The organism is Formosa agariphila KMM 3901 (assembly GCF_000723205.1).
Taxonomy (GTDB): Bacteria; Bacteroidota; Bacteroidia; order Flavobacteriales; family Flavobacteriaceae; genus Formosa; species Formosa agariphila.
The window spans coordinates 351,930-371,901 of the sequence record NZ_HG315671.1 but is presented as its reverse complement, the minus strand read 5'-3'; the positions used below and the strand labels follow the sequence as shown (position 1 = coordinate 371,901).

Below are 19,972 nucleotides of genomic sequence, written 5' to 3'. Positions count from 1 at the left end.
GTACAAATAATTATGATTTTCTTAAAAAAAAATTAAATATGACTTAATGTTCAAAATTAAAGGGTAACTTTTTAAAATTATTATTAACAATAATCGCAATAATTAATTTCATTTTACAAAAGCTTTCAAAAATTGAAGCAGAAATAGTATTTTTACCTGACTAACACATTCAACCTATGTTCGGCAATAAAAAAAAAGAAATCCCTCAAATAGATAAAGAGCAATTAGAGTTAATAAAACATGCACAAAAACGTATTAAACAAAAAAAAGGGTTATACACCCATTTCATTCTATTCTTAATAGGTTCTATAGCTGTAATTGTTGCTAATTTAGGACTTCATATTGGAGAAACTTACAGACCTTTAAATATAGATTGGTTTGTTTTTGTGATTGCTTTTTGGTCTATATTTTTAATTTATCATGCATTTAATGTTTATGTGATTCACCGCTTTATGGGAGATAGCTGGCAACAAGAACAATTAGATATTTTAGTTGCTAAACAAAAAGCTGGTATCGAAAAATTAAAATCGAAATTACCTGAAGTTGAACCTGTGTCTCAAACAACTTCTATTCCTGCAATAGAAGAAAAAAAAAAATTGACTAAGAAGCAAAATCTAACACTTATTGTAGCTGCTTCAGAAAATAATGCAATTGGAAAAGACAATCAATTAATTTGGCATTTACGAGACGACTTGCAACGTTTTAAGTCTTTAACGTCTGGGCATTGTATTATTATGGGACGTAAAACCTTTGAAAGTTTCCCGAAACCGTTACCAAATCGCACGCATATTGTTGTTACTTCTCAACAAAGATACAAAGTACCTCACGGGGTGATAGTTGTACATAATCTAGATGATGCTTTAGATGCAGCTTTAGAAGACAAACATCCATATGTTATTGGTGGTGGCGAGATTTATAAGCAAGCACTTCCTTTTGCTAATAAAATAGAATTGACTCGTGTACACGATACTTTTGATGCAGATACGCATTTCCCAGAACTAAACCTTTCCGAATGGAGAGAGGTTCAGAATATTTATCACGCCAAAGATGAAGAAAATGATCATGCCTTTTCGTTTATAACCTACGAACGTATTTAATAATCTTTGCAAGTTGGTTGTATGCAAATTTCTGTAAATTTGCAGTATGATAAAAGAAATTCAGCTTCGTGTTTCTCTTGTAGAGGAATCTAAACACCAAGATAGTTTATTATGGAAGTCGGCTAAAAAGCTAGATATTCCTAAAGAAAAAATAACAGGCATTAAAGTGCTTCGAAAATCTATCGATGCGCGTAAACCTGCAATATACTTTAACTATAAGGTCGCCGTTTACATTAACGAGCCCCTTCCTGAAACCTCATCATACACGTTCGATTATAAAGACGTCTCAAAAGCGAACCCTGTACACATTATTGGGTTTGGTCCTGCTGGAATGTATGCTGCTTTACGTTGCATAGAATTAGGTTTTAAACCAATTGTTTTAGAACGCGGAAAAAATGTTCAGGATAGACGTCGTGACTTACGTGCCATTAATCAAGACCATCACGTCGATGAAGATTCTAATTATTGCTTTGGAGAAGGTGGCGCTGGAACCTATTCTGACGGAAAATTATACACACGTAGTTTAAAGCGTGGCGATGTCCGTCGTATTTTCGAAAATTTAGTCTATCACGGTGCAACAGACCAAATATTGGTTGATGCCCATCCACATATTGGAACCAATAAACTTCCTAAAGTGGTAACAAATATTCGTGAAACCATATTAAAGTATGGTGGGGAAGTTCATTTTGAAACCCGTGTAACAGATTTCACAATTACAAATAATAAAATACAAGCCATTCAATTATTAAATGGTGAAGAGCTAACTGCTAATCGTGTTATACTAGCTACAGGCCATTCGGCACGAGATATTTTCTACTTACTAGATAAAAAGAAAGTCGCTATTGAAGCAAAATCGTTTGCCATGGGCGTACGTGTAGAGCATCCGCAACATATTATCGATTCGATTCAGTACCATTGTAGCGGAGACCGAAACGAATTATTACCTGCAGCAGCTTATAGTTTAGTACAGCAAGTAAATGGTCGTGGTGTTTATTCGTTCTGTATGTGTCCTGGCGGTTTTATTGTGCCAGCCGCTACAGCAAACGGCGAGGTTGTTGTAAACGGAATGTCGCCATCGAAACGAAATAATGAATTTGCAAATTCTGGTATTGTAGTCGAAATTAACGCGGATACAGATTTATATAAATACGAACAGTTTGGAGCACTTAAAGCTCTAGAATATCAAAAAGACTTAGAAAAATTAGCCTTTACTTCTGGCGGAAGAAGTCAGGTCGCACCAGCCCAACGTTTAACAGATTTTGTGGAAGGCAGATTATCATCAGATTTAAATCCGACATCTTATCAACCAGGCATAAAAAGTGTGCCTTTACACTCTTTGCTACCTAAGCTAATAGGGAAAAGTTTACGTAGAGGTTTTGAATCCTTCGGACAAAAAATGAAAGGTTATTACACAGCTGAAGCCAACATTATCGGTGTAGAATCTAGAACATCATCGCCTGTAAGTATTCCTAGAACAGAAAAATTAGAACATCCACAAATTGAAGGTTTATTCCCTTGTGGTGAAGGAGGCGGTTATGCTGGCGGTATTATTTCTGCGGCTATGGATGGAGAACGCTGTGCAGAAGCTGCAGTACTAGGTTTATAAGACTAGAATTGATGACTGAAAGAGAAAAAATGTTAGCAGGCGAATTATATCGTCCGTCAGATCCAGACTTAACTCAACAACGCTTGCGTGCACGATTACTTTTTCAGAAAGCAAACAGCCTACCTGAAGCTTATAAAAAGGAACGCGATGCCGTATTTAATGAGCTCTTAGATGCCGACGAAAACTTATATATAGAACCTCCTTTTTATTGTGATTACGGTTCGAATATTAAAGCAGGCAAAAATCTATTCATAAACTTTAATTGTTGCATTTTAGACGTTGCCTTAGTAACTATTGGCCATAATGTAATGTTGGCACCCAACGTGCAAATATATACAGCAACACATCCTTTACAAGCCGAACTTAGAAATAGTGGTCAAGAGCTAGGACAATCCATAACCATTGGAAATAACGTGTGGATTGGAGGTAACAGCACTATTTGTCCAGGCGTGACTTTAGGAGACAATGTTGTAGTTGGAGCAGGTTCTGTAGTAACCAAAAGTTTTCCTAAAAATGTAGTCGTTGCTGGGAATCCTGCAAAAGTGATAAAAACCATAGATAACAGCTAAATTCATAGAAATTATAAATCTAAATTTTATTCTTATTTTTACATTTTAAAACTAACATTATGAACGCATATATATTTCCTGGTCAAGGTGCTCAATTTTCAGGAATGGGACTTGATCTTTACGAAAACTCTAAAGACGCACAAGAATTATTTGAAAAAGCCAATTCAATTTTAGGGTTTCCTATTACAGATATTATGTTTGAAGGTACAGCCGAAGACCTTAAACAAACAAAAGTAACTCAACCTGCTATCTTTTTACATTCTGTAATTTTAGCAAAAGGTTTAGGTAACCAGTTTAAACCAGATGTTGTTGCTGGTCATTCTTTAGGCGAATTTTCTGCATTAGTAGCTGCTGGCACTTTAACATTTAAAGATGGTTTAAAGTTAGTTTACCAACGTGCTTTAGCCATGCAAAAAGCTTGTGAATTAGCCCCAAGTACTATGGCTGCCGTTTTAGGTTTGGCAGACAACATTGTTGAAGACATTTGTGCTTCTATAGATGGTGTAGTTGTTGCTGCAAACTATAACTGCCCAGGACAATTAGTAATCTCTGGAGAAACTTCTGCTGTAGAAAAAGCATGTGAAGCTCTTAAGGAAGCTGGTGCAAGACGTGCATTAATTTTACCTGTTGGAGGCGCTTTTCACTCACCAATGATGGAACCTGCTCGTGAGGAACTAGCAACTGCCATAGAAAACACTGTTTTTAGCAAACCAAATTGTCCAGTATATCAAAATGTAACTGCTACAGCTGTTACGGATGAAAATGAAATTAAAGCAAACTTAATTTCACAACTAACTGCTCCTGTACGTTGGACACAATCTGTACAACAAATGATTGCCGATGGCGCAACTCATTTTACAGAAGTTGGACCTGGAAAAGTTTTACAAGGTTTAGTTAAGAAAATTGACAAAACTGTAGAAACTAAATCTGCAATTTTAGAAACTACAGAAAATTAATGAAGCTATCTAGAACTCAATTTATTTTAGGATTAATTGCAATTAATATAGCGCTCGATCAAATTTCTAAATATGTAGTTAGAGCAAACGTTACACCTCATAAAGTAACCGAATTAATAGGAGATTCTTTTATTTTAACCAACGTAGAAAATTCTGGTGCATTTTTAAGTTTAGGAAGTGATTTAAATCCAACTTTAAAAAGCATATTTCTTCTAATTCTGCCAATAGCGGTATTAGGATATGTAACATATTATATTTTAACACAAAAGGCCTTAGATAAATATTCAGTAGTTGGATTCTCTTGTATTATAGGAGGAGGAATAGCCAACGTATACGATCGTATTTTATATGGATCGGTAACCGACTTTCTGCATATAGATTTAGGAGGCATTTTTAAAACGGGTGTATTTAACGTAGCCGATATGTCTGTAATGTTAGGCATGGGGCTTCTGCTCTATTCTAATTTTGTGACAACTAAAAAATCTAAACAAAACGCATAAAAAAAGCCTCAAATTAAATTTGAGGTCTTTTTTATTTTGATTAAGCTTGAAGGACACAGTCCTCGCAATCTTTTATTTTCCCGTAGTATGTTTCTCTGTATTTGTGAAGTGTTTTAACTGGTATATTTAAAAACAACATCTTAATATAAGTTACTTTAGTTTGTAAGACTCCCATTTTTTTTGTGAACCTCGCTTCATTCTTCGTCTCTCTTTTTACTGTAATCAATTTCATTGTATCATATTTCATTATAATCCAAAGGTAATTAATCGATTACACCTAACCAAGATTGCCCATCATTACTCTACTATTTTACTATAGAATTACATTTTTGTTAGCATATTCCCGAATGTGTTGAAAATAATTCATTGAAAATCAATCATAAACTAACATAAATGTCCCCTAAACCAATAAAAAATCCTTCATCACAATATAATTGTAAAGAAGGATTCTACTAAATTAACACTAATTAATTTACTTATTTGTTTCTAATTTTTTGCTCCCATTTCCAGGCAGAACGCATAGCATCATCTAATGTTAATTGAGATTTCCACCCCAATTCATTATTTGCTTTTTCTGTATTGGCATAAGCAGCAATTATATCTCCCTCTCTACGAGGTGCAATCTTATAGTTTAATTTTTTACCAGAAACGTGTTCAAAAGCATTTATAACTTCTAACACAGAACTCCCCGTTCCTGTACCTAAATTAAACACTTCAAAACTAAATTTATTTTTCGATTCTAATAATCGCTTTAAGGCAATTACATGGGCTTTAGCCAAATCTACAACGTGAATATAATCACGAATACAAGTTCCGTCTTCTGTAGGATAATCATCTCCAAACACAGATAATTGTTCACGTAACCCCACAGCAGTTTGTGTAATAAAAGGCACTAAATTTTGAGGCACTCCAATTGGTAATTCTCCAATTAAAGCCGTCTCGTGTGCGCCTACCGGATTAAAATAACGTAAGGCAATCGCATTTAAATTAGGTATTACTTTACAGCTATCTTTTATAATTTCTTCACCAATTTGTTTTGTATTTCCGTAAGGAGATTCAGCTGGTTTTACTGGTGCATTTTCGGTAATTGGTAATTCATCTGCTTGGCCATAAACCGTACAAGACGAACTAAATATAAAGTTAGCGTCTTTTAATTTATCAAGTTCTTGTAACACATACACTAATGTATTAATGTTGTTTTCGTAATACAATAACGGATTTTCAACGCTTTCACCTACAGCTTTACTAGCTGCAAAGTGAATAACACCTTTTACATCGCTATGCTTTTTAAAGAAATTTTGAACCCCTTGTTTATCTTTTAAATCAAGCTCTTCAAAAATAGGCTCTTTTCCAGAAATACTAGAAATCCCTTTTAAAACATCGCGAGAAGAATTTGAAAGGTTATCAATAATAACAACATCATAGCCTTCATTTTGAAGTTCTACTACGGTATGTGAACCTATAAACCCAAGACCACCTGTAACTAATATTTTATCCATTAATAAATGCTTTTACTTTACTCGTTATGTATTCTATTTGATCATCGTCTAATTCTGTATGCATTGGTAAAGAAATCACTTCTTTTACCAATTGATTGGTCACTTTAAAATCAGATTCGTTATAACGCTCGTCTAAATACGCTTTTTGATTATGTAGCGGAATTGGATAATACACACCACAAGGAATATCATTTTCGTTTAAATATTTAGTTAAAGCGTCACGATCTACTCCTGTTACCTTTAAAGTATATTGATGGAATACATGATTATCTTCTGCTCCACTTCTAAATGGCGTAACAATATGTTTTTCGTCTTTAAAAGCGGCATCATATTTATTTGCAGCATCTATTCTCGCTTTATTATAAGCATCTAAATTTGGTAATTTAGCACCTAGAACAGCGGCTTGAATAGCATCTAAACGAGAATTTACTCCTACAACATCATGATGGTAACGCTCGTACATTCCGTGATTTACAATACCACGAATGGTATGTGCCAATTCATCATTATTTGTAAAAATAGCACCACCATCGCCGTAACAACCTAAGTTTTTAGATGGGAAAAACGATGTCGCAGAAACATCGCCTATAGTACCTGCTTTTACTTTAGTACCATCTTTATATGTATAATTTGCACCTATTGCTTGCGCATTATCTTCAATTACAAATAAATTATTGTCTCTTGCAATCTCCATAATGGCTTCCATATTGGCACATTGTCCAAATAAATGCACAGGCACAATAGCTTTAGTATTTGGAGTAATCGCGTTTTTAATCGCGTCTATATCTATATTAAAAGTATCTGGTTCAACATCTACTAAAACAGGAGTTAATTGCAATAATGCAATAACCTCAACTGTTGCAGCAAACGTAAAATCTGTAGTAATAACTTCGTCGCCAGGTTTTAAACCTAAACCCATCATCGCAATTTGTAAAGCATCTGTACCATTAGCACATGGAATAACATGTTTTACATTTAAATATTGCTCTAAATTTTTTTGAAACTCGTGAACCTTTGGTCCGTTTACAAATGCTGTAGTTTCTAAAACCTCTTGAATAGATTCATTTACAACATCCTTTATTCTAGCATATTGACTTTTTAAGTCAACCATTTGAATTTTTCTCATATGAAAGAAATTAAAGTCCACAACTTCAACGTGTATGGACCATAAAATTAATAAATCCGTTTGGAACATTAAGCTAACGAAATTACAAAAATCATGAACGTTAACCAATCAAATTATGCCAAAGAAATCCTATTTTTGTCCAAAGCAAATTAATTTGAGAATTTTATACAATACAGGCATATTCCTTGCGCAATATTTACTTCAGGCCATTGGTGTTTTTAACCCTAAAATTAAAGCTGGAGTTATAGGCCGACGAGAAACGTTTAACAAATTAAAAAAGAGTATTTCTGCAACCGACAAAACGTTGTGGTTTCATTGTGCGTCTTTAGGAGAATACGAACAAGGTTTGCCAGTATTTTCTGAAATCAAAAAAATCTATCCAAACCATAAAGTAATACTGTCTTTCTTCTCACCTTCTGGTTACGATATTAGAAAAAACGCTCCTATTGCAGATTGCGTTGTTTACTTGCCTTTAGACTCGAAACACAATGCCAAGACTTTACTAGATTTAGTACACCCAGAACTCACTGTTTTTGTTAAATACGACATCTGGCCAAATGTTTTAAATGAATTAAAACGACGACAAGGACGTGCAATTTTAATTTCAGCATTATTTAGAAAAGAACAAATTTTCTTTAAGCCTTATGGAGGGTTTATGAAGGAGGCACTATTTGCTTTCGAACATATTTTTACTCAAAATGAAAATGCGAAACAATTGCTGGAAACTATAGGCTACAAAGCTATTACAGTTTCTGGAGATACTCGTTTCGATCGCGTAAGCAATCAATTAAAAATAGATAACACTTTAGATTTTATTGCTGAATTTAAAAATAATAAGCTCTGTTATGTTGCAGGAAGTACTTGGCCTGAAGACGAAAAACTACTTGTACATTACATAAATACAGAAGCTCCTAAAGATGTAAAATTTATTATTGCGCCACATAATATTAAGGCAAACCAGATTAATCAACTTCAATCAGATATTAAAACAAAGACGGTATTATTTTCTGAAAAAGAGTCTAAAGACCTATCTCAAGCCCAAGTATTTATTATTGACACCATAGGTATTCTAACCAAAATTTATAATTATGCAGACATTGCTTATGTAGGTGGTGCACTTGGAACAACCGGACTCCACAACACGCTTGAACCTGCTGTTTTTGGTATTCCTATACTAATTGGAAATACGTACGATAAATTTCCTGAAGCCATAGATATGATAGCAAATCAGGGCATGTTTTCGATAAAAAACCAATCAGAATTAAACGAAATTAGCACTAAACTTATTAATAATTCGGAATTTAGAACCAAAACAGGAGCTAAAAACGCTTACTATATTAATGATAATGAAGGTGCTATAGGCCTAATTACTCAATATTTAGGTGTAAATTCTTCTAAATAATGATTTTTTTCTGATTTGTTAAAAAAATTAACATTTTAAACTTTAAGATTAACTAGAAGTTAGTACCTTGGCACCTTAAAATTAACAAAACACTAAAATTATGAAAAAAGTTATTTTAAGCGCTGCACTTGTGTTTGCGTTAGGAACAACATTCACATCTTGTAGAGACGTAAAAGAACAATCTGAAAAAGCTGGAGACGCTATTGAAAATGCTGCTGAAGAAACTGGAGATGCTATCGATGGTGCTGTAGAAGATACTGCAGATGCTATTGACAATGCTGCTGATGCAACTAAAGACGCTGTTAACGATGCAGTTGACGCAACTGGTGATGCTATTGATAATGCAGGTGATGCTGTTGAAGGTGCTGCTAAAGATGCTGCTGATGCAACTGATAAAGCTGTTGATGCAACTGGAAAAGCTGTAGACGATGCTGCTGATGCAACTAAAGATGCTGTTAAAAAAACAGCTAACGATGCAAATAATGCTATCCAAGGAAAATAATTAGTATTCCTTTTTATACAAAAAAAGCCTCGTAAAATTTACAAGGGCTTTTTTATGCCGTAACCTTAAAAAATTAAGGTTGCCATTTTATACTTTCTCTTAAAAGGTGCAATTTGTTTTTTTACATCTTTTCTATATGATTGTAATGCAGTATCAGATCCAAACGCCTTTCCTAAAACACCATCACGCTGCTTCTTTCTGTCGTTTATTTTTAATTTTTTAGTTGCATCATCATCCGATCCACCCATAATGCCAACAATATCGCTTGCGAAACTTTTGTTCTCTTTTTCTACAGCAGAACTTACGCCACTAGACAATCCTAAATCTTTACCTGGTTTTAAGGCTGAAACTAAATCTGTTGAAAAATCTGGCGATGGTAATTTAATATCTTGCGCCTGTATCGTTAAAGACACAAATGCAAAGACAATAAAACATAAATAATTTAATGGTTTTTTCATAATTAATACCTTTTCTGGTTATAAAATCAAATTTAGATATTTTATCAAGAATTAAAATATATTCAAAAGAAAATTACGTTTTAATAACAAAACTGTTTAAAAGACAATGAATTAAAATTGATTTACTTCAGAATAAAAACATTAAACTTTACTTCAGTATTTTCTGGAAACATACACTATTTTCAACTTCGGCATATTGTCCATAATTAGGGATTACGTTATATCCATTTTTTTTGTAAAGCTTTATAGCTTCAGGTTGTTTCAATCCTGTTTCTAGCATACACTTTTTAAACGATAATTCTGATGTCCACTGTTCTAATTCGGCAAGTACTTTAGAGGCTATTCCTTTTCCGCGAAAAGCTTCAGAAGTATACATGCGTTTAATTTCCATAGTCGTATCATCATACGCCTTGATTGCACCACAACTAATCGCTAAGTCTCCTTGATAAGCAACAACAACATATTTAATTTCAGTCACTTTATTAAACTGATTATAAAATGCATGTTCTTCGCCGTCGCGTTCTGCTAACTCGGAATCTAAATGTTTCACCAATGCTTCAAAATCTTTATTATTAGCATCTGTTCTTACTAAGCTTAACATCTCTTTTTGGCTATTGATCTTTTAAAATAATTTCAATTTTTTCTAATTCTGAAGCTGAAAACTCTAAATTATTTAAAGCACCTAAATTATCTAATAATTGTTTTTCACTACTCACACCAACTAAAACAGAGGTTATTCTGTCGTCTTTTAACAGCCACGCCACAGCCATTTGTGCTAAACTCTGATTACGTTCCTGGGCAATAGCATCTAATTTTTTCACTTTTGATATCACGACTTCGGTTACCGATTCTTTTTGAAGAAATCCTGTAGATTTTGCTGCTCTAGAATCTTCTGGAATCCCTTTAATATATTTTGAAGTTAACACGCCTTGAGCTAATGGTGAAAATGCAATGGCACCTATACCTTCGTTACCTAAAACATCTAGCAGACCATTTTCGACCCAGCGATCGAACATACTATAACGTGGTTGATGTATTAAACATGGTGTCCCTAATTCATTTAAAATTTTAGATGCTTTAATAGTCTCTTCGGCGCCGTAATTAGAAAGCCCAACATATAAAGCCTTTCCTTGTTTAACAAGTAAATCTAAAGTAGACATTGTTTCTTCTAAAGGTGTATTAGGGTCTGGACGATGATGATAAAACACATCTACATACTCTAAACCCATACGTTTTAGACTTTGATCTAAACTAGACACCAAATATTTTTTAGACCCCCAATCGCCATAAGGACCAGGCCACATTTTATAACCTGCTTTTGTCGAGATTATTAATTCGTCTCGATACGGTAAAAAACTATCTTTTAAAATTTTTCCAAAATTGCGTTCTGCACTTCCAGGAGGCGGACCGTAATTATTAGCTAAATCGAAATGTGTAATTCCATTATCGAAAGCGGTATGTAACATTTGTTTACCGTTTTCTAAAACATCTACATCGCCGAAATTATGCCATAACCCCAATGAAATTGGAGGTAGCACCATGCCACTTTTTCCACATCTTCTGTAAGACATGTTGTTATATCTATTCTCGTTTGCTTCGTACATAATTTCTTAACTTATAAAAGTATCTTACAAATAACCAATAATTTTTCGAGTGTACATTACTCTATTCTCCAAATGCTTTCTCTTTCTTCTTCTTCCCAAAAAGACGTTTAAAAAATCCGTCTCGTTTATCTGGATTACAATCTAAAGCTTCTAAAACAATGGCAGAAGGTGTTTCAAATTTCGCATGTGTAATACTATTAAAATCACTGTTTTTGTTTAATGCTGAAATAAAATTAGCAACAATTGGCAAGGCTGAATTAGCACCTTGACCAATAGACGTATTACTAAACCCTATTCGATGATCGTCGTTCCCAACCCAAGAGCCCATTACTAAATCTGGAGTAATCCCCATAAACCAACCATCTCTATTATCTTGTGTTGTTCCTGTTTTTCCAGCCATGTTGTTCGATATACCATACGTTGAACGTATACGTTTTGCCGTACCTTCGTCAACCGTTGCTTTCATAAACTCAATCATAGTCTGCCTGGTGTTATCACTAAATGCAGGCTGCATAGGTTTAGAAGCCTTGTACTCGTACAAAATCTTACCAGATTTATCTTCTATTTTTTCGATAAAATAAGGTTTAGACGGTACACTTTCGTTCACATAACTGGTATAAGCAGCGGTTAACTCCATTAAAGATAATTCTGCTGTACCTAATGCTAACGAGGGAACATCTGGTAAATCTGAAGTAACCCCCATTTTTCTTGCTTGATTAACTACATTTGGAATTCCTACTTGATCTAGCACTTTTACAGCAATAGTATTTACAGATTGGCTCAATGCTTTTTCTAATGAATAATTCATGTATGGATCAACCTCATCTCCAGAGGCATTAGATGGTGTCCAATCGTCTTCGTTAGTATAGGTAACTTCTTTAACCGAAATGTAAGTACATGGATCCATTCCTGATTCTAATGCTGCCGTATATACAAAAGGTTTAAATGTAGACCCCACTTGTCGTTTTCCCATAGATACATGATCATATTTAAAATACTCGAAATTTACACCTCCAACATATGCTCTTATAGCACCCGTTTTAGGCTCCAATGCAACAAATCCAGCATTTAGAAATTTTAAATAGTGCTTCAAACTATCTATAGTCGATACAGAAACAATAGTGTCTCCTTGATAAGTAAATAATGGCTTCTTACTCTTTTTACGTAAAGAATCCATGATTTGAGAGTCTGATAACTTAGTTTTTTGCAAACGTTTATATTCAGGTAGTTTCTTAGTTAATTCGGTAATCATAACCTCATCTTTAATCCAAGGTGCATTGCTACCATATCCTTTCTCGAACTGGTTTTGTAAACGTTCCATATGCTTACTCATGCCCTGTTCTGCATACTCCTGCATGGTATTATCTAAAGTCGTTGTAATTTTCAAACCATCTTTATACAAATCGTACGTACTGCCAGTAGCATCATTTATGCTATCTAAAATATGTGTCATTTGTTTACGAACGTTTTCTCGAAAATAAGGAGCTAAACCTTCATTATAAGTAAATTTATGATAATCGATTTCTATAGGCTGGTTACTAACTTTAAGTCGCGCAGCTTCATCAATATATCCGTATTTCTGCATTTGCTGTAAGACCACATCTCGACGAAACTGACTGCGTTCTGGAAATAATCTTGGGTTGTAACTGTGATTTGCTTTTAAGGTTCCAACCAAAGTAGACGATTCCGACAAGGTAAGTTCGCTAGTTGTTGTATTAAAAAAACGTTGCGCTGCACTTTCAATTCCAAAGGTATTTTCACTAAAAGGCACCGTGTTTAAATACAAGGTAATAATATCCTTTTTATCGTAAACATCTTCAATACGCGTAGCAACTATCATCTCCTTAATTTTATTTATAGGCATAGAAAGTATCCAATACTGTTTTCTTCCGAAGAGATTTTTTGCCAATTGCTGAGTGATAGTACTACCTCCTCCAGAAGAATCGTCTTGAAGTAACACGCTTTTAAAGAAGACTCTCAAAAAACTTTTATAATCAATACCGTCATGTTCAAAAAAACGAGCATCTTCTGTAGCGACTAATCCATTAACTAGATATTCTGGCAAGTCGTTAAAACTGACAATACTTCTATCGAAAACAAAATACTTACCGAGTAATTCTTCGTTATGATCTAAAATAAGACTTGCTTCAGCTTGTTTTAAATCAACTAAATCTGTCCGAGAAGGAACCTTACCCCATAACCCGAAATAAATACTCCCCACAAAACCAAATACCAGAATTACACCTAAAATCACTAATTTCAGAACAATCTTTAACCAACGTCTTTTTTTATTTTGAATCTTTTTTTTCAATGCTTTTTTATATCTTAATTTAAGTTTTACCAATTAATAATAAGCGCATGGTAAATGTAGAGAAGAACAAATTACTTTCAAACTAAATTACCTACAACCATAACGCAATAAACTATTTTAAATTTTAAATAAAGAACTGTATTGTAAGAGATATTAACCAGAATGAATTTAAAAAACTAATTAATTAAATCCATTAAAAACTTATATTGCATAGGCTAAAGACCAGAAGCGTCTTTATAAATTTTACTTACAATTGTAATGTAATTATTGATGCCAAATTATTAATCTAATGATTCTTTTTCACATCTAATGAATATCTTAAAATCTCTTTTAATATTAATATGTTGTGTCTTGTCATCTACTTTAAGTCAGGCTCAGGAACAAGAAAAACCTAAAGTCGCCCTCGTTTTAAGTGGTGGTGGTGCACTTGGTATTGCACATATACCAACCTTACAAAAATTAGACTCGCTTGGCATTGTACCCGATTTAATAGTAGGAACAAGTATGGGAAGTATTGTTGGAGCACTGTATTCTGTAGGCTACACTGGCGACGAAATTGCTGCCATTTCTAAAAGCGCTGATTGGGATGCTCTTTTTAGTGGAAAGTCGGCTATTACAAGTGTGAGTAATGAAGAAAAAAGTGAATTTGGACGTTATTCTATAGGTTTTGAGGTGATTGATAAAAAACCAAAACCCGTAATTGCCATATTAAATGATCAGAACTTAAGAGATTTTTTCGGGCAACTCACCTTTCCAGTTTATAATATTACAAAATTCGACGATTACCCTATTCCGTTTAGAGCTATGGCAACAGATATAGTAAACGGACAACAAGTTGTTTTAGATCAAGGTTCATTAACAACAGCCATGCGAGCAAGTATGTCCATTCCTGGTGTATTTAAACCCGTAGATTACGAAAACACCTTACTTGTAGATGGTGGGGTATTAAACAATTTCCCTGTAGATATTGCAAAAAAATTGGGTGCAGATATTATTATAGGAAGTGAAGTCAGTGGTGGATTACAAACAAAAGACCAATTAGGAAGTTTAGAAAATTTACTCTTCCAAACCGGAATGCTTTCAAGCAATTTACTTGTTGCAAAACATAAAAAAGAATGCGACATCTTATTAGACCATGTTCCAAACCTAAAATATACCCCAGGAGATTTTGACAAGAGTAATATTATTTATGAAGAAGGCAAGAAGGCCGTAAAAGATAATGAGGACCTACTTGTAGCGCTCGCAAAAAAACTAAAACCGTTTAAACAGCGATCGCACGCTATGCCAGTTCAGAAGAAACATGTTACACTAGATACTATTGTTTACAAAGGAATTAGCAAAAACAATTTAAGATTAGTAACCACTAGATCTGGTTTAAAGGAAAAAGAAGAATACACTGTTGAAGAAGCAGAAAATCATATAAATAGAATTTTAGGAACAAATTTATTCAACTCTATTTCTGCAAATCCAATTATTGATGGGGATAAAACAGGTCTAGAAATTATTGCTGTAGAAAAGGCGCATAATCAAGTAAAATTAGCAGCTCACTTCGACGACTTTAGAGGTGTTGGCTTACTGGTAAATTATACAGGACGCAATATAATAGGGTCTTCTTCTCGGTTTTTAGTTACCCTAGATATAGCAGAGCAGCCAAAGTTTAAAGTGCAATACCAAAAAATTTATGGTGAAAACAAAAACTGGTGGTTTAGATCCGAACTCTTTGGTCAAAAATTAGATCAAGACATTTATATACGTGGAGAAGCTGCCGACGAAATGAACTACAAATATCTACAATTCGACAACGAAATTAATCGCAACATCAACACCCTAAAAAGTTATGTAGGTATTGGACTAAATTACCAACTTACCAGTCTTACACCCGATGCCGATCCAGAAATCATAAATAACATTTTAAATATTGTCGATTATAAATTCAATACAACAGAGGTATATGGACATTATATTTACAACACCATAAACCAAGTATTTTATCCAACAGACGGACTTTATCTAGAAGCTAAAATAGGACGTGCGTTAGCCAATAATGCTGAATTAAACTTCTACGACAACACTTTAAACGAAGACCAATCGGGGCACACTAACGGGTTTACAAAATTTCGTGTGAATTTTAAAAAAGTACAAAACTTTAATAATAAACTCTCTTTAATATTAGGTGCAGACATGGCCTTTACCTTTTTAGATAAAATGAAAAATAGTGATTTATCTTTTCAAGATATAGGGTACGGAGCGAATTACTATTTGGGCGGCAATTTAAAACGACCAAGAAAAGACGATTTAGTGTTTTATGGCTTATTAGAAGACGAACTTCCTGTAACTCAATTCATGGGTTTAGATATCGCGTTACAATATGAGTTTCTAAATAAATTATTTTTTACACCTCACTTAAATATAGCAACAGTAGGTTTCGGAAACTTTAAAGATTATTCAAAAGATGCCTTTTCGCCAAATGCAGAATGGCAAGATAGTTTAGATCCAAGTAGCTTGGTCTCTGTTGGAACAAAATTATCATATAATTCTATGATTGGCCCGATAGATTTAGATTTTACTTGGGTAAATAGTACAGAAAAATTTCGTTTATTTTTTGGGATTGGTATTCCTTTAGGTGAGTAAAACACAATTATTAGAAAAAGAAGACACCACATTATTTGCGCTTTAGTTGGAGATATCGATGTGCTTGTATATAAGTTCTACAATCCAAATGCAAAAAAGCTCATAGCGATGATTTAATTTCTAAAGAGCATAAGTTTTGACGTTACTAATCGCAATGTTATATCTTCTAAAATGATTGTAATACGCTGCAAGCCTGCTTACTTTATAGATTCGAGAACTGAAGCATATATCTCGAAATAATTATAAGGCTACCTAGAATCCAAACCTATCTTTTAGAACGCATAGACAGAAAGAACTTCATGATTTATATACTTCATTTAATTTTAATAAATGTGCACTCTATAATTCTTACAATACAGAAACTTTATTTTTAAGCAGAACGTATAGTGTAATGCTAATTCTGAAACAAATTCGGAAGAACAAAACAATTGGATGTTATAAGAAGTATAAAAACAAAAAAGCCTCTATCTTTCGATAAAGGCTTTAGTACTGAAAGCGGGACTTGAACCCGCACGGGCATTACTACCCATTGGATTTTAAGTCCAACGTGTCTACCAATTCCACCATTTCAGCATGGTATAAAATTTTATAATACAGTGTATTAAAAGAACTACAAGTCATAATAAAAAAGCCTCTATCTTGCGATAAAGGCTTTAGTACTGAAGGCGGGACTTGAACCCGCACGGGCATTACTACCCATTGGATTTTAAGTCCAACGTGTCTACCAATTCCACCACTTCAGCATCTTGGTATATATTCTCAGAGCGAAAGACGGGATTTGAACCCGCGACCCTCACCTTGGCAAGGTGATGCTCTACCCCTGAGCTACTTTCGCGTAGTGTTTTAATGAACGTAGCAACATTGCTATTGCGGATGCAAATTTAGGACTTTTCTTGGTATCTCAAAGCTTTTTTGAAAAATAATTTAAAATAATTTTTAAGCTACTGAAAATCAATATCAAATAATTTAACTTTTTACCGTTTTACTGGGTTTAATCAGCATACGTTTTATTTCATTCAGCTTCATTAATGCTTCAACCGGCGTTAACGTATCGATATCTGTATTTATAATTTCCTCTTTAATATTTTCTAAAAGTGGATCGTCTAGATTAAAGAAACTTAACTGTAAATCGTCCGACAAGGTTTTTACCTTATCTGTAAGTTCTTCGCTAGAATGCGATTTCTCTAACTTCTTTAAAATCGTATTTGCTCGATGCAATACTTGTTGTGGCATTCCAGCCATTTTAGCCACATGTATACCAAAACTGTGCTCGCTACCACCTTCTACCAATTTACGTAAAAATAAGACATTGTCTTTTAATTCTTTTACCGAGACGTTAAAGTTCTTGATTCTAGGGAACGTTTCGGTCATTTCGTTTAGTTCGTGATAATGCGTGGCAAACAGTGTTTTTGCTTTTGCAGGATGCTCGTGTAAATATTCGCTAATCGCCCAAGCAATAGAAATCCCATCGTAAGTACTGGTTCCTCGTCCGATTTCGTCTAGCAAAACCAAACTACGTTCCGACATATTATTTAGAATAGAAGCCGTTTCATTCATCTCGACCATAAATGTCGATTCACCCATCGAAATATTATCGCTCGCACCTACTCTAGTAAATATCTTATCGACTATACCAATTCTAGCAGATTTAGCAGGCACAAAACTCCCGATTTGAGCAAGTAATACAATAAGTGCCGTCTGACGTAAAATTGCCGATTTACCCGACATGTTTGGCCCAGTAATCATGATAATTTGCTGAGACGAGCGGTCTAAAAATACATCGTTAGCTATATAAGGTTCGCCTATTGGTAATTGCTTTTCAATTACGGGGTGACGCCCTTCAACAATTTCTAAATCGAATGTGTCATCTAAAACTGGATACACATAATTATTATCGGTTGCCAATTGTGCAAATCCGCACAAACAATCTAATTGCCCAATTAAAAATGCATTTTGCTGAACAGGTTTAATATACTGACTCATCCACGATACTAAATCGGCAAACAGTTTTTGTTCAATAGCTAAAATACGTTCTTCTGCTCCTAAAATTTTGGCTTCGTATTCTTTTAATTCTTCAGTAATGTAACGCTCCGCACTAACCAAGGTTTGTTTTCTAATCCACTCTTCCGGAACTTTATCTTTATGTGTGTTTCTAACTTCTATATAATAACCAAAGACGTTGTTAGACGCAATTTTTAAAGATGTTATCCCCGTGCGCTCGCATTCACGCTCCAACATAGCATCTAAATAATTTTTCCCTGAGGTTGATAAGCCACGAAGCTCGTCTAACTCGGCCGAAAATCCTTCAGCAATCGTATGTCCTTTTAAGACATTAACCGGTGCTTCTTCATTTAAAGTCTGCTTAATTTTCTCACGTAACACATCGCAACTTTGTATTTTATCACCTATAATTTTCAAGGCATCGTTACTCGATTGAGACGCTAATGCTTTTATCGGTACAATGGCTTCTAGTGAATTTTTAAGCTGAATAACCTCACGCGGACTCACTTTTGCAGTAGCCACTTTTGAAATTAAACGTTCTAAATCGCCTATGTGTTTTATATGCTGACGCGTTTTTTGATGTGTGTCTTGTTCTTTAGTTAAGAAATCGACTACCTCATGACGTTGTTTAACTTTCTCAGCATCTTTTAACGGCAGTGCTAACCATCGTTTTAGTAAACGTCCGCCCATTGGCGAAATGGTTTTATCTATAATATGTAGTAAGGTAATCGCATTGTTATTGGTAGAATTATACAACTCTAAATTACGCATGGTAAAACGGTCCATCCAAACATAATCATCTTCTGCAATACGCGAAATAGAGGTAATATGTTCTAATTTATTGTGCTGTGTTTCGCCTAAATAATGCAACACAGAACCCGAAGCAATAATCCCTTCTTCTAAATTTTCAACACCAAATCCTTTTAATGTTTTTGTGTTGAAATGTTTCAATAAGGTTTCATTGGTATAATCAGTTTGATATACCCAATCTTCTAAATGAAACACATGATAATCGTCTCCAAAAGCACTTTTAAACAGATTACGTTTTTGCTTAGATACTAATATTTCACTCGGATTAAAATTCTGAAGTAACTTATCGATGTATTCTTCATTTCCTTGCGAGGTTAGAAACTCCCCCGTAGAAATGTCTAAAAATGAAATTCCGATATGCGTTTTTCCAAAATGTACCGCACACAAAAAGTTATTCGATTTCGATTTCAACACCTCATCGTTAAGCGATACACCTGGCGTAATTAATTCTGTAACGCCACGTTTTACAATGGTTTTAGTTTGCTTTGGGTCTTCTAACTGGTCGCAAATTGCAACACGTTCGCCAGCTTTAACCAATTTTGGTAAATAGGTGTTTATAGAATGATGCGGAAATCCAGCCAATTCTATCTCACTTTCGCTTCCTGCACCACGTTTGGTAAGCGTAATATCTAAAATTCCCGCAGTCTTAACCGCGTCTGAACCAAAGGTTTCATAAAAATCGCCTACACGAAATAGCAACAAAGCATCTGGATACTTTGCTTTAATCGCATTATACTGTTTCATTAACGGCGTTTCTTTTTTCGTTTTTTTTGCCAAGGGTAAGACGTTTTTTAGTGTTATTTTTGCATTTTAAATACCGTTGCAATGTAACCATAATTTGATTTTTTTGAAAATATGTTCAACCCTATTCAGAAAATCAATAGAATTAAAGAATACAGA

General features: G+C 34.2%; 16 protein-coding genes and 3 tRNA genes. 8 read left to right on the top strand and 11 right to left on the bottom strand.

The genetic code is table 11. The features are described 5' to 3' along the window. Positions 1-176: 176 nt before the first annotated feature. The 5 genes from BN863_RS01525 to lspA are packed head-to-tail and all read left to right on the top strand — an operon-like array spanning position 177 to position 4,728. On the top strand, positions 177-1,097 hold the full coding sequence (locus BN863_RS01525) for a dihydrofolate reductase (protein ID WP_038526620.1): 921 nt from the start codon (positions 177-179) through the stop codon (positions 1,095-1,097). Positions 1,098-1,143: 46 nt separating this feature from the next. Then, on the top strand, positions 1,144-2,703 hold the full coding sequence (locus BN863_RS01520) for an NAD(P)/FAD-dependent oxidoreductase (RefSeq protein ID WP_038526618.1): 1,560 nt from the start codon (positions 1,144-1,146) through the stop codon (positions 2,701-2,703). An 11-nt stretch (positions 2,704-2,714) separates the two neighbouring features. Continuing rightward, complete coding sequence (locus BN863_RS01515; RefSeq protein ID WP_038526615.1) at positions 2,715-3,272, top strand: sugar O-acetyltransferase; 558 nt, start codon at positions 2,715-2,717, stop codon at positions 3,270-3,272. A 59-nt stretch (positions 3,273-3,331) separates the two neighbouring features. Further along, on the top strand, positions 3,332-4,228 hold the full coding sequence (gene fabD / locus BN863_RS01510) for an ACP S-malonyltransferase (RefSeq protein WP_038526612.1): 897 nt from the start codon (positions 3,332-3,334) through the stop codon (positions 4,226-4,228). Then, entirely contained in the window at positions 4,228-4,728 is a 501-nt protein-coding gene (gene lspA / locus BN863_RS01505) for a signal peptidase II (RefSeq protein ID WP_038526609.1), read from the top strand. The genes fabD and lspA overlap by 1 nt, the downstream gene beginning before the upstream one ends. A 40-nt stretch (positions 4,729-4,768) precedes the next feature. Here lspA and BN863_RS18720 read toward each other — a convergent pair whose 3' ends face one another. From BN863_RS18720 to BN863_RS01490, 3 genes are all read right to left on the bottom strand, one after another. Further along, on the bottom strand, positions 4,769-4,960 hold the full coding sequence (locus BN863_RS18720) for a hypothetical protein (protein WP_038533003.1): 192 nt from the start codon (positions 4,958-4,960) through the stop codon (positions 4,769-4,771). 244 nt (positions 4,961-5,204) lie between these two features. Then, entirely contained in the window at positions 5,205-6,227 is a 1,023-nt protein-coding gene (gene galE, locus BN863_RS01495; RefSeq protein WP_038526606.1) for a UDP-glucose 4-epimerase GalE, read from the bottom strand. Beyond that, entirely contained in the window at positions 6,220-7,353 is a 1,134-nt protein-coding gene (locus tag BN863_RS01490) for a DegT/DnrJ/EryC1/StrS family aminotransferase (RefSeq protein ID WP_038533001.1), read from the bottom strand. Before BN863_RS01490 ends, galE begins: the two co-directional genes overlap by 8 nt. 115 nt (positions 7,354-7,468) lie before the next feature. On the opposite strand from BN863_RS01490, the gene BN863_RS01485 reads away from it, so the two are divergent. Together BN863_RS01485 and BN863_RS01480 are read left to right on the top strand one after the other, a co-directional pair. Then, complete coding sequence (locus BN863_RS01485) at positions 7,469-8,755, top strand: 3-deoxy-D-manno-octulosonic acid transferase (protein ID WP_084817445.1); 1,287 nt, start codon at positions 7,469-7,471, stop codon at positions 8,753-8,755. A gap of 100 nt (positions 8,756-8,855) precedes the next feature. Further along, positions 8,856-9,257, top strand: a complete 402-nt coding sequence (locus BN863_RS01480; RefSeq protein WP_038526600.1) for a hypothetical protein — start codon at positions 8,856-8,858, stop codon at positions 9,255-9,257. Positions 9,258-9,322: 65 nt separating this feature from the next. Here the strand turns inward: BN863_RS01480 and BN863_RS01475 are convergent, their stop codons facing one another. From BN863_RS01475 to BN863_RS01460, 4 genes are all read right to left on the bottom strand, one after another. Then, positions 9,323-9,715: a hypothetical protein gene (locus BN863_RS01475; RefSeq protein ID WP_038526597.1), complete on the bottom strand. Its 393-nt coding sequence runs from the start codon at positions 9,713-9,715 to the stop codon at positions 9,323-9,325. A 148-nt stretch (positions 9,716-9,863) separates the two neighbouring features. Further along, complete coding sequence (locus BN863_RS01470; RefSeq protein ID WP_038526594.1) at positions 9,864-10,316, bottom strand: GNAT family N-acetyltransferase; 453 nt, start codon at positions 10,314-10,316, stop codon at positions 9,864-9,866. Positions 10,317-10,326: 10 nt separating this feature from the next. Then, a complete protein-coding gene (gene mgrA, locus BN863_RS01465) occupies positions 10,327-11,319 on the bottom strand; it encodes an L-glyceraldehyde 3-phosphate reductase (RefSeq protein WP_038526591.1) in 993 nt (330 codons plus the stop codon). Positions 11,320-11,380: 61 nt separating this feature from the next. After that, positions 11,381-13,630, bottom strand: a complete 2,250-nt coding sequence (locus BN863_RS01460; RefSeq protein WP_038532999.1) for a penicillin-binding protein 1A — start codon at positions 13,628-13,630, stop codon at positions 11,381-11,383. A 351-nt stretch (positions 13,631-13,981) separates the two neighbouring features. Between BN863_RS01460 and BN863_RS01455 the strand changes: the two genes are divergently transcribed. Continuing rightward, positions 13,982-16,261 (top strand): patatin-like phospholipase family protein, encoded by a 2,280-nt coding sequence (locus tag BN863_RS01455; RefSeq protein ID WP_038526588.1) that lies wholly within the window; start codon positions 13,982-13,984, stop codon positions 16,259-16,261. A 487-nt stretch (positions 16,262-16,748) separates the two neighbouring features. Here BN863_RS01455 and BN863_RS01450 read toward each other — a convergent pair. The 4 genes from BN863_RS01450 to mutS form a co-directional block, all read right to left on the bottom strand. Then, positions 16,749-16,834 (bottom strand) — tRNA-Leu (locus BN863_RS01450). Between the two features lie 84 nt (positions 16,835-16,918). Then, a tRNA-Leu gene (locus BN863_RS01445) sits at positions 16,919-17,004 on the bottom strand. A 20-nt stretch (positions 17,005-17,024) separates the two neighbouring features. Further along, positions 17,025-17,096, bottom strand: a tRNA-Gly gene (locus tag BN863_RS01440). Positions 17,097-17,227: 131 nt separating this feature from the next. Then, positions 17,228-19,849, bottom strand: a complete 2,622-nt coding sequence (gene mutS / locus BN863_RS01435) for a DNA mismatch repair protein MutS (RefSeq protein ID WP_038526585.1) — start codon at positions 19,847-19,849, stop codon at positions 17,228-17,230. Positions 19,850-19,972: the final 123 nt, after the last annotated feature.

Bases quoted from the DNA above. Each gene is read 5' to 3' on its own strand.
- BN863_RS01490 (WP_038533001.1), bottom strand. From the start codon at position 7,353: ATGAGAAAAATTCAAATGGTTGACTTAAAAAGTCAATATGCTAGAATA.
- BN863_RS01480 (WP_038526600.1), top strand. From the start codon at position 8,856: ATGAAAAAAGTTATTTTAAGCGCTGCACTTGTGTTTGCGTTAGGAACA.
- galE (WP_038526606.1), bottom strand. From the start codon at position 6,227: ATGGATAAAATATTAGTTACAGGTGGTCTTGGGTTTATAGGTTCACAT.
- BN863_RS01525 (WP_038526620.1), top strand. From the start codon at position 177: ATGTTCGGCAATAAAAAAAAAGAAATCCCTCAAATAGATAAAGAGCAA.
- mgrA (WP_038526591.1), bottom strand. From the start codon at position 11,319: ATGTACGAAGCAAACGAGAATAGATATAACAACATGTCTTACAGAAGA.
- BN863_RS01520 (WP_038526618.1), top strand. From the start codon at position 1,144: ATGATAAAAGAAATTCAGCTTCGTGTTTCTCTTGTAGAGGAATCTAAA.
- BN863_RS01515 (WP_038526615.1), top strand. From the start codon at position 2,715: ATGACTGAAAGAGAAAAAATGTTAGCAGGCGAATTATATCGTCCGTCA.
- BN863_RS01475 (WP_038526597.1), bottom strand. From the start codon at position 9,715: ATGAAAAAACCATTAAATTATTTATGTTTTATTGTCTTTGCATTTGTG.
- BN863_RS01470 (WP_038526594.1), bottom strand. From the start codon at position 10,316: ATGTTAAGCTTAGTAAGAACAGATGCTAATAATAAAGATTTTGAAGCA.
- BN863_RS18720 (WP_038533003.1), bottom strand. From the start codon at position 4,960: ATGAAATTGATTACAGTAAAAAGAGAGACGAAGAATGAAGCGAGGTTC.
- BN863_RS01485 (WP_084817445.1), top strand. From the start codon at position 7,469: ATGCCAAAGAAATCCTATTTTTGTCCAAAGCAAATTAATTTGAGAATT.
- lspA (WP_038526609.1), top strand. From the start codon at position 4,228: ATGAAGCTATCTAGAACTCAATTTATTTTAGGATTAATTGCAATTAAT.
- fabD (WP_038526612.1), top strand. From the start codon at position 3,332: ATGAACGCATATATATTTCCTGGTCAAGGTGCTCAATTTTCAGGAATG.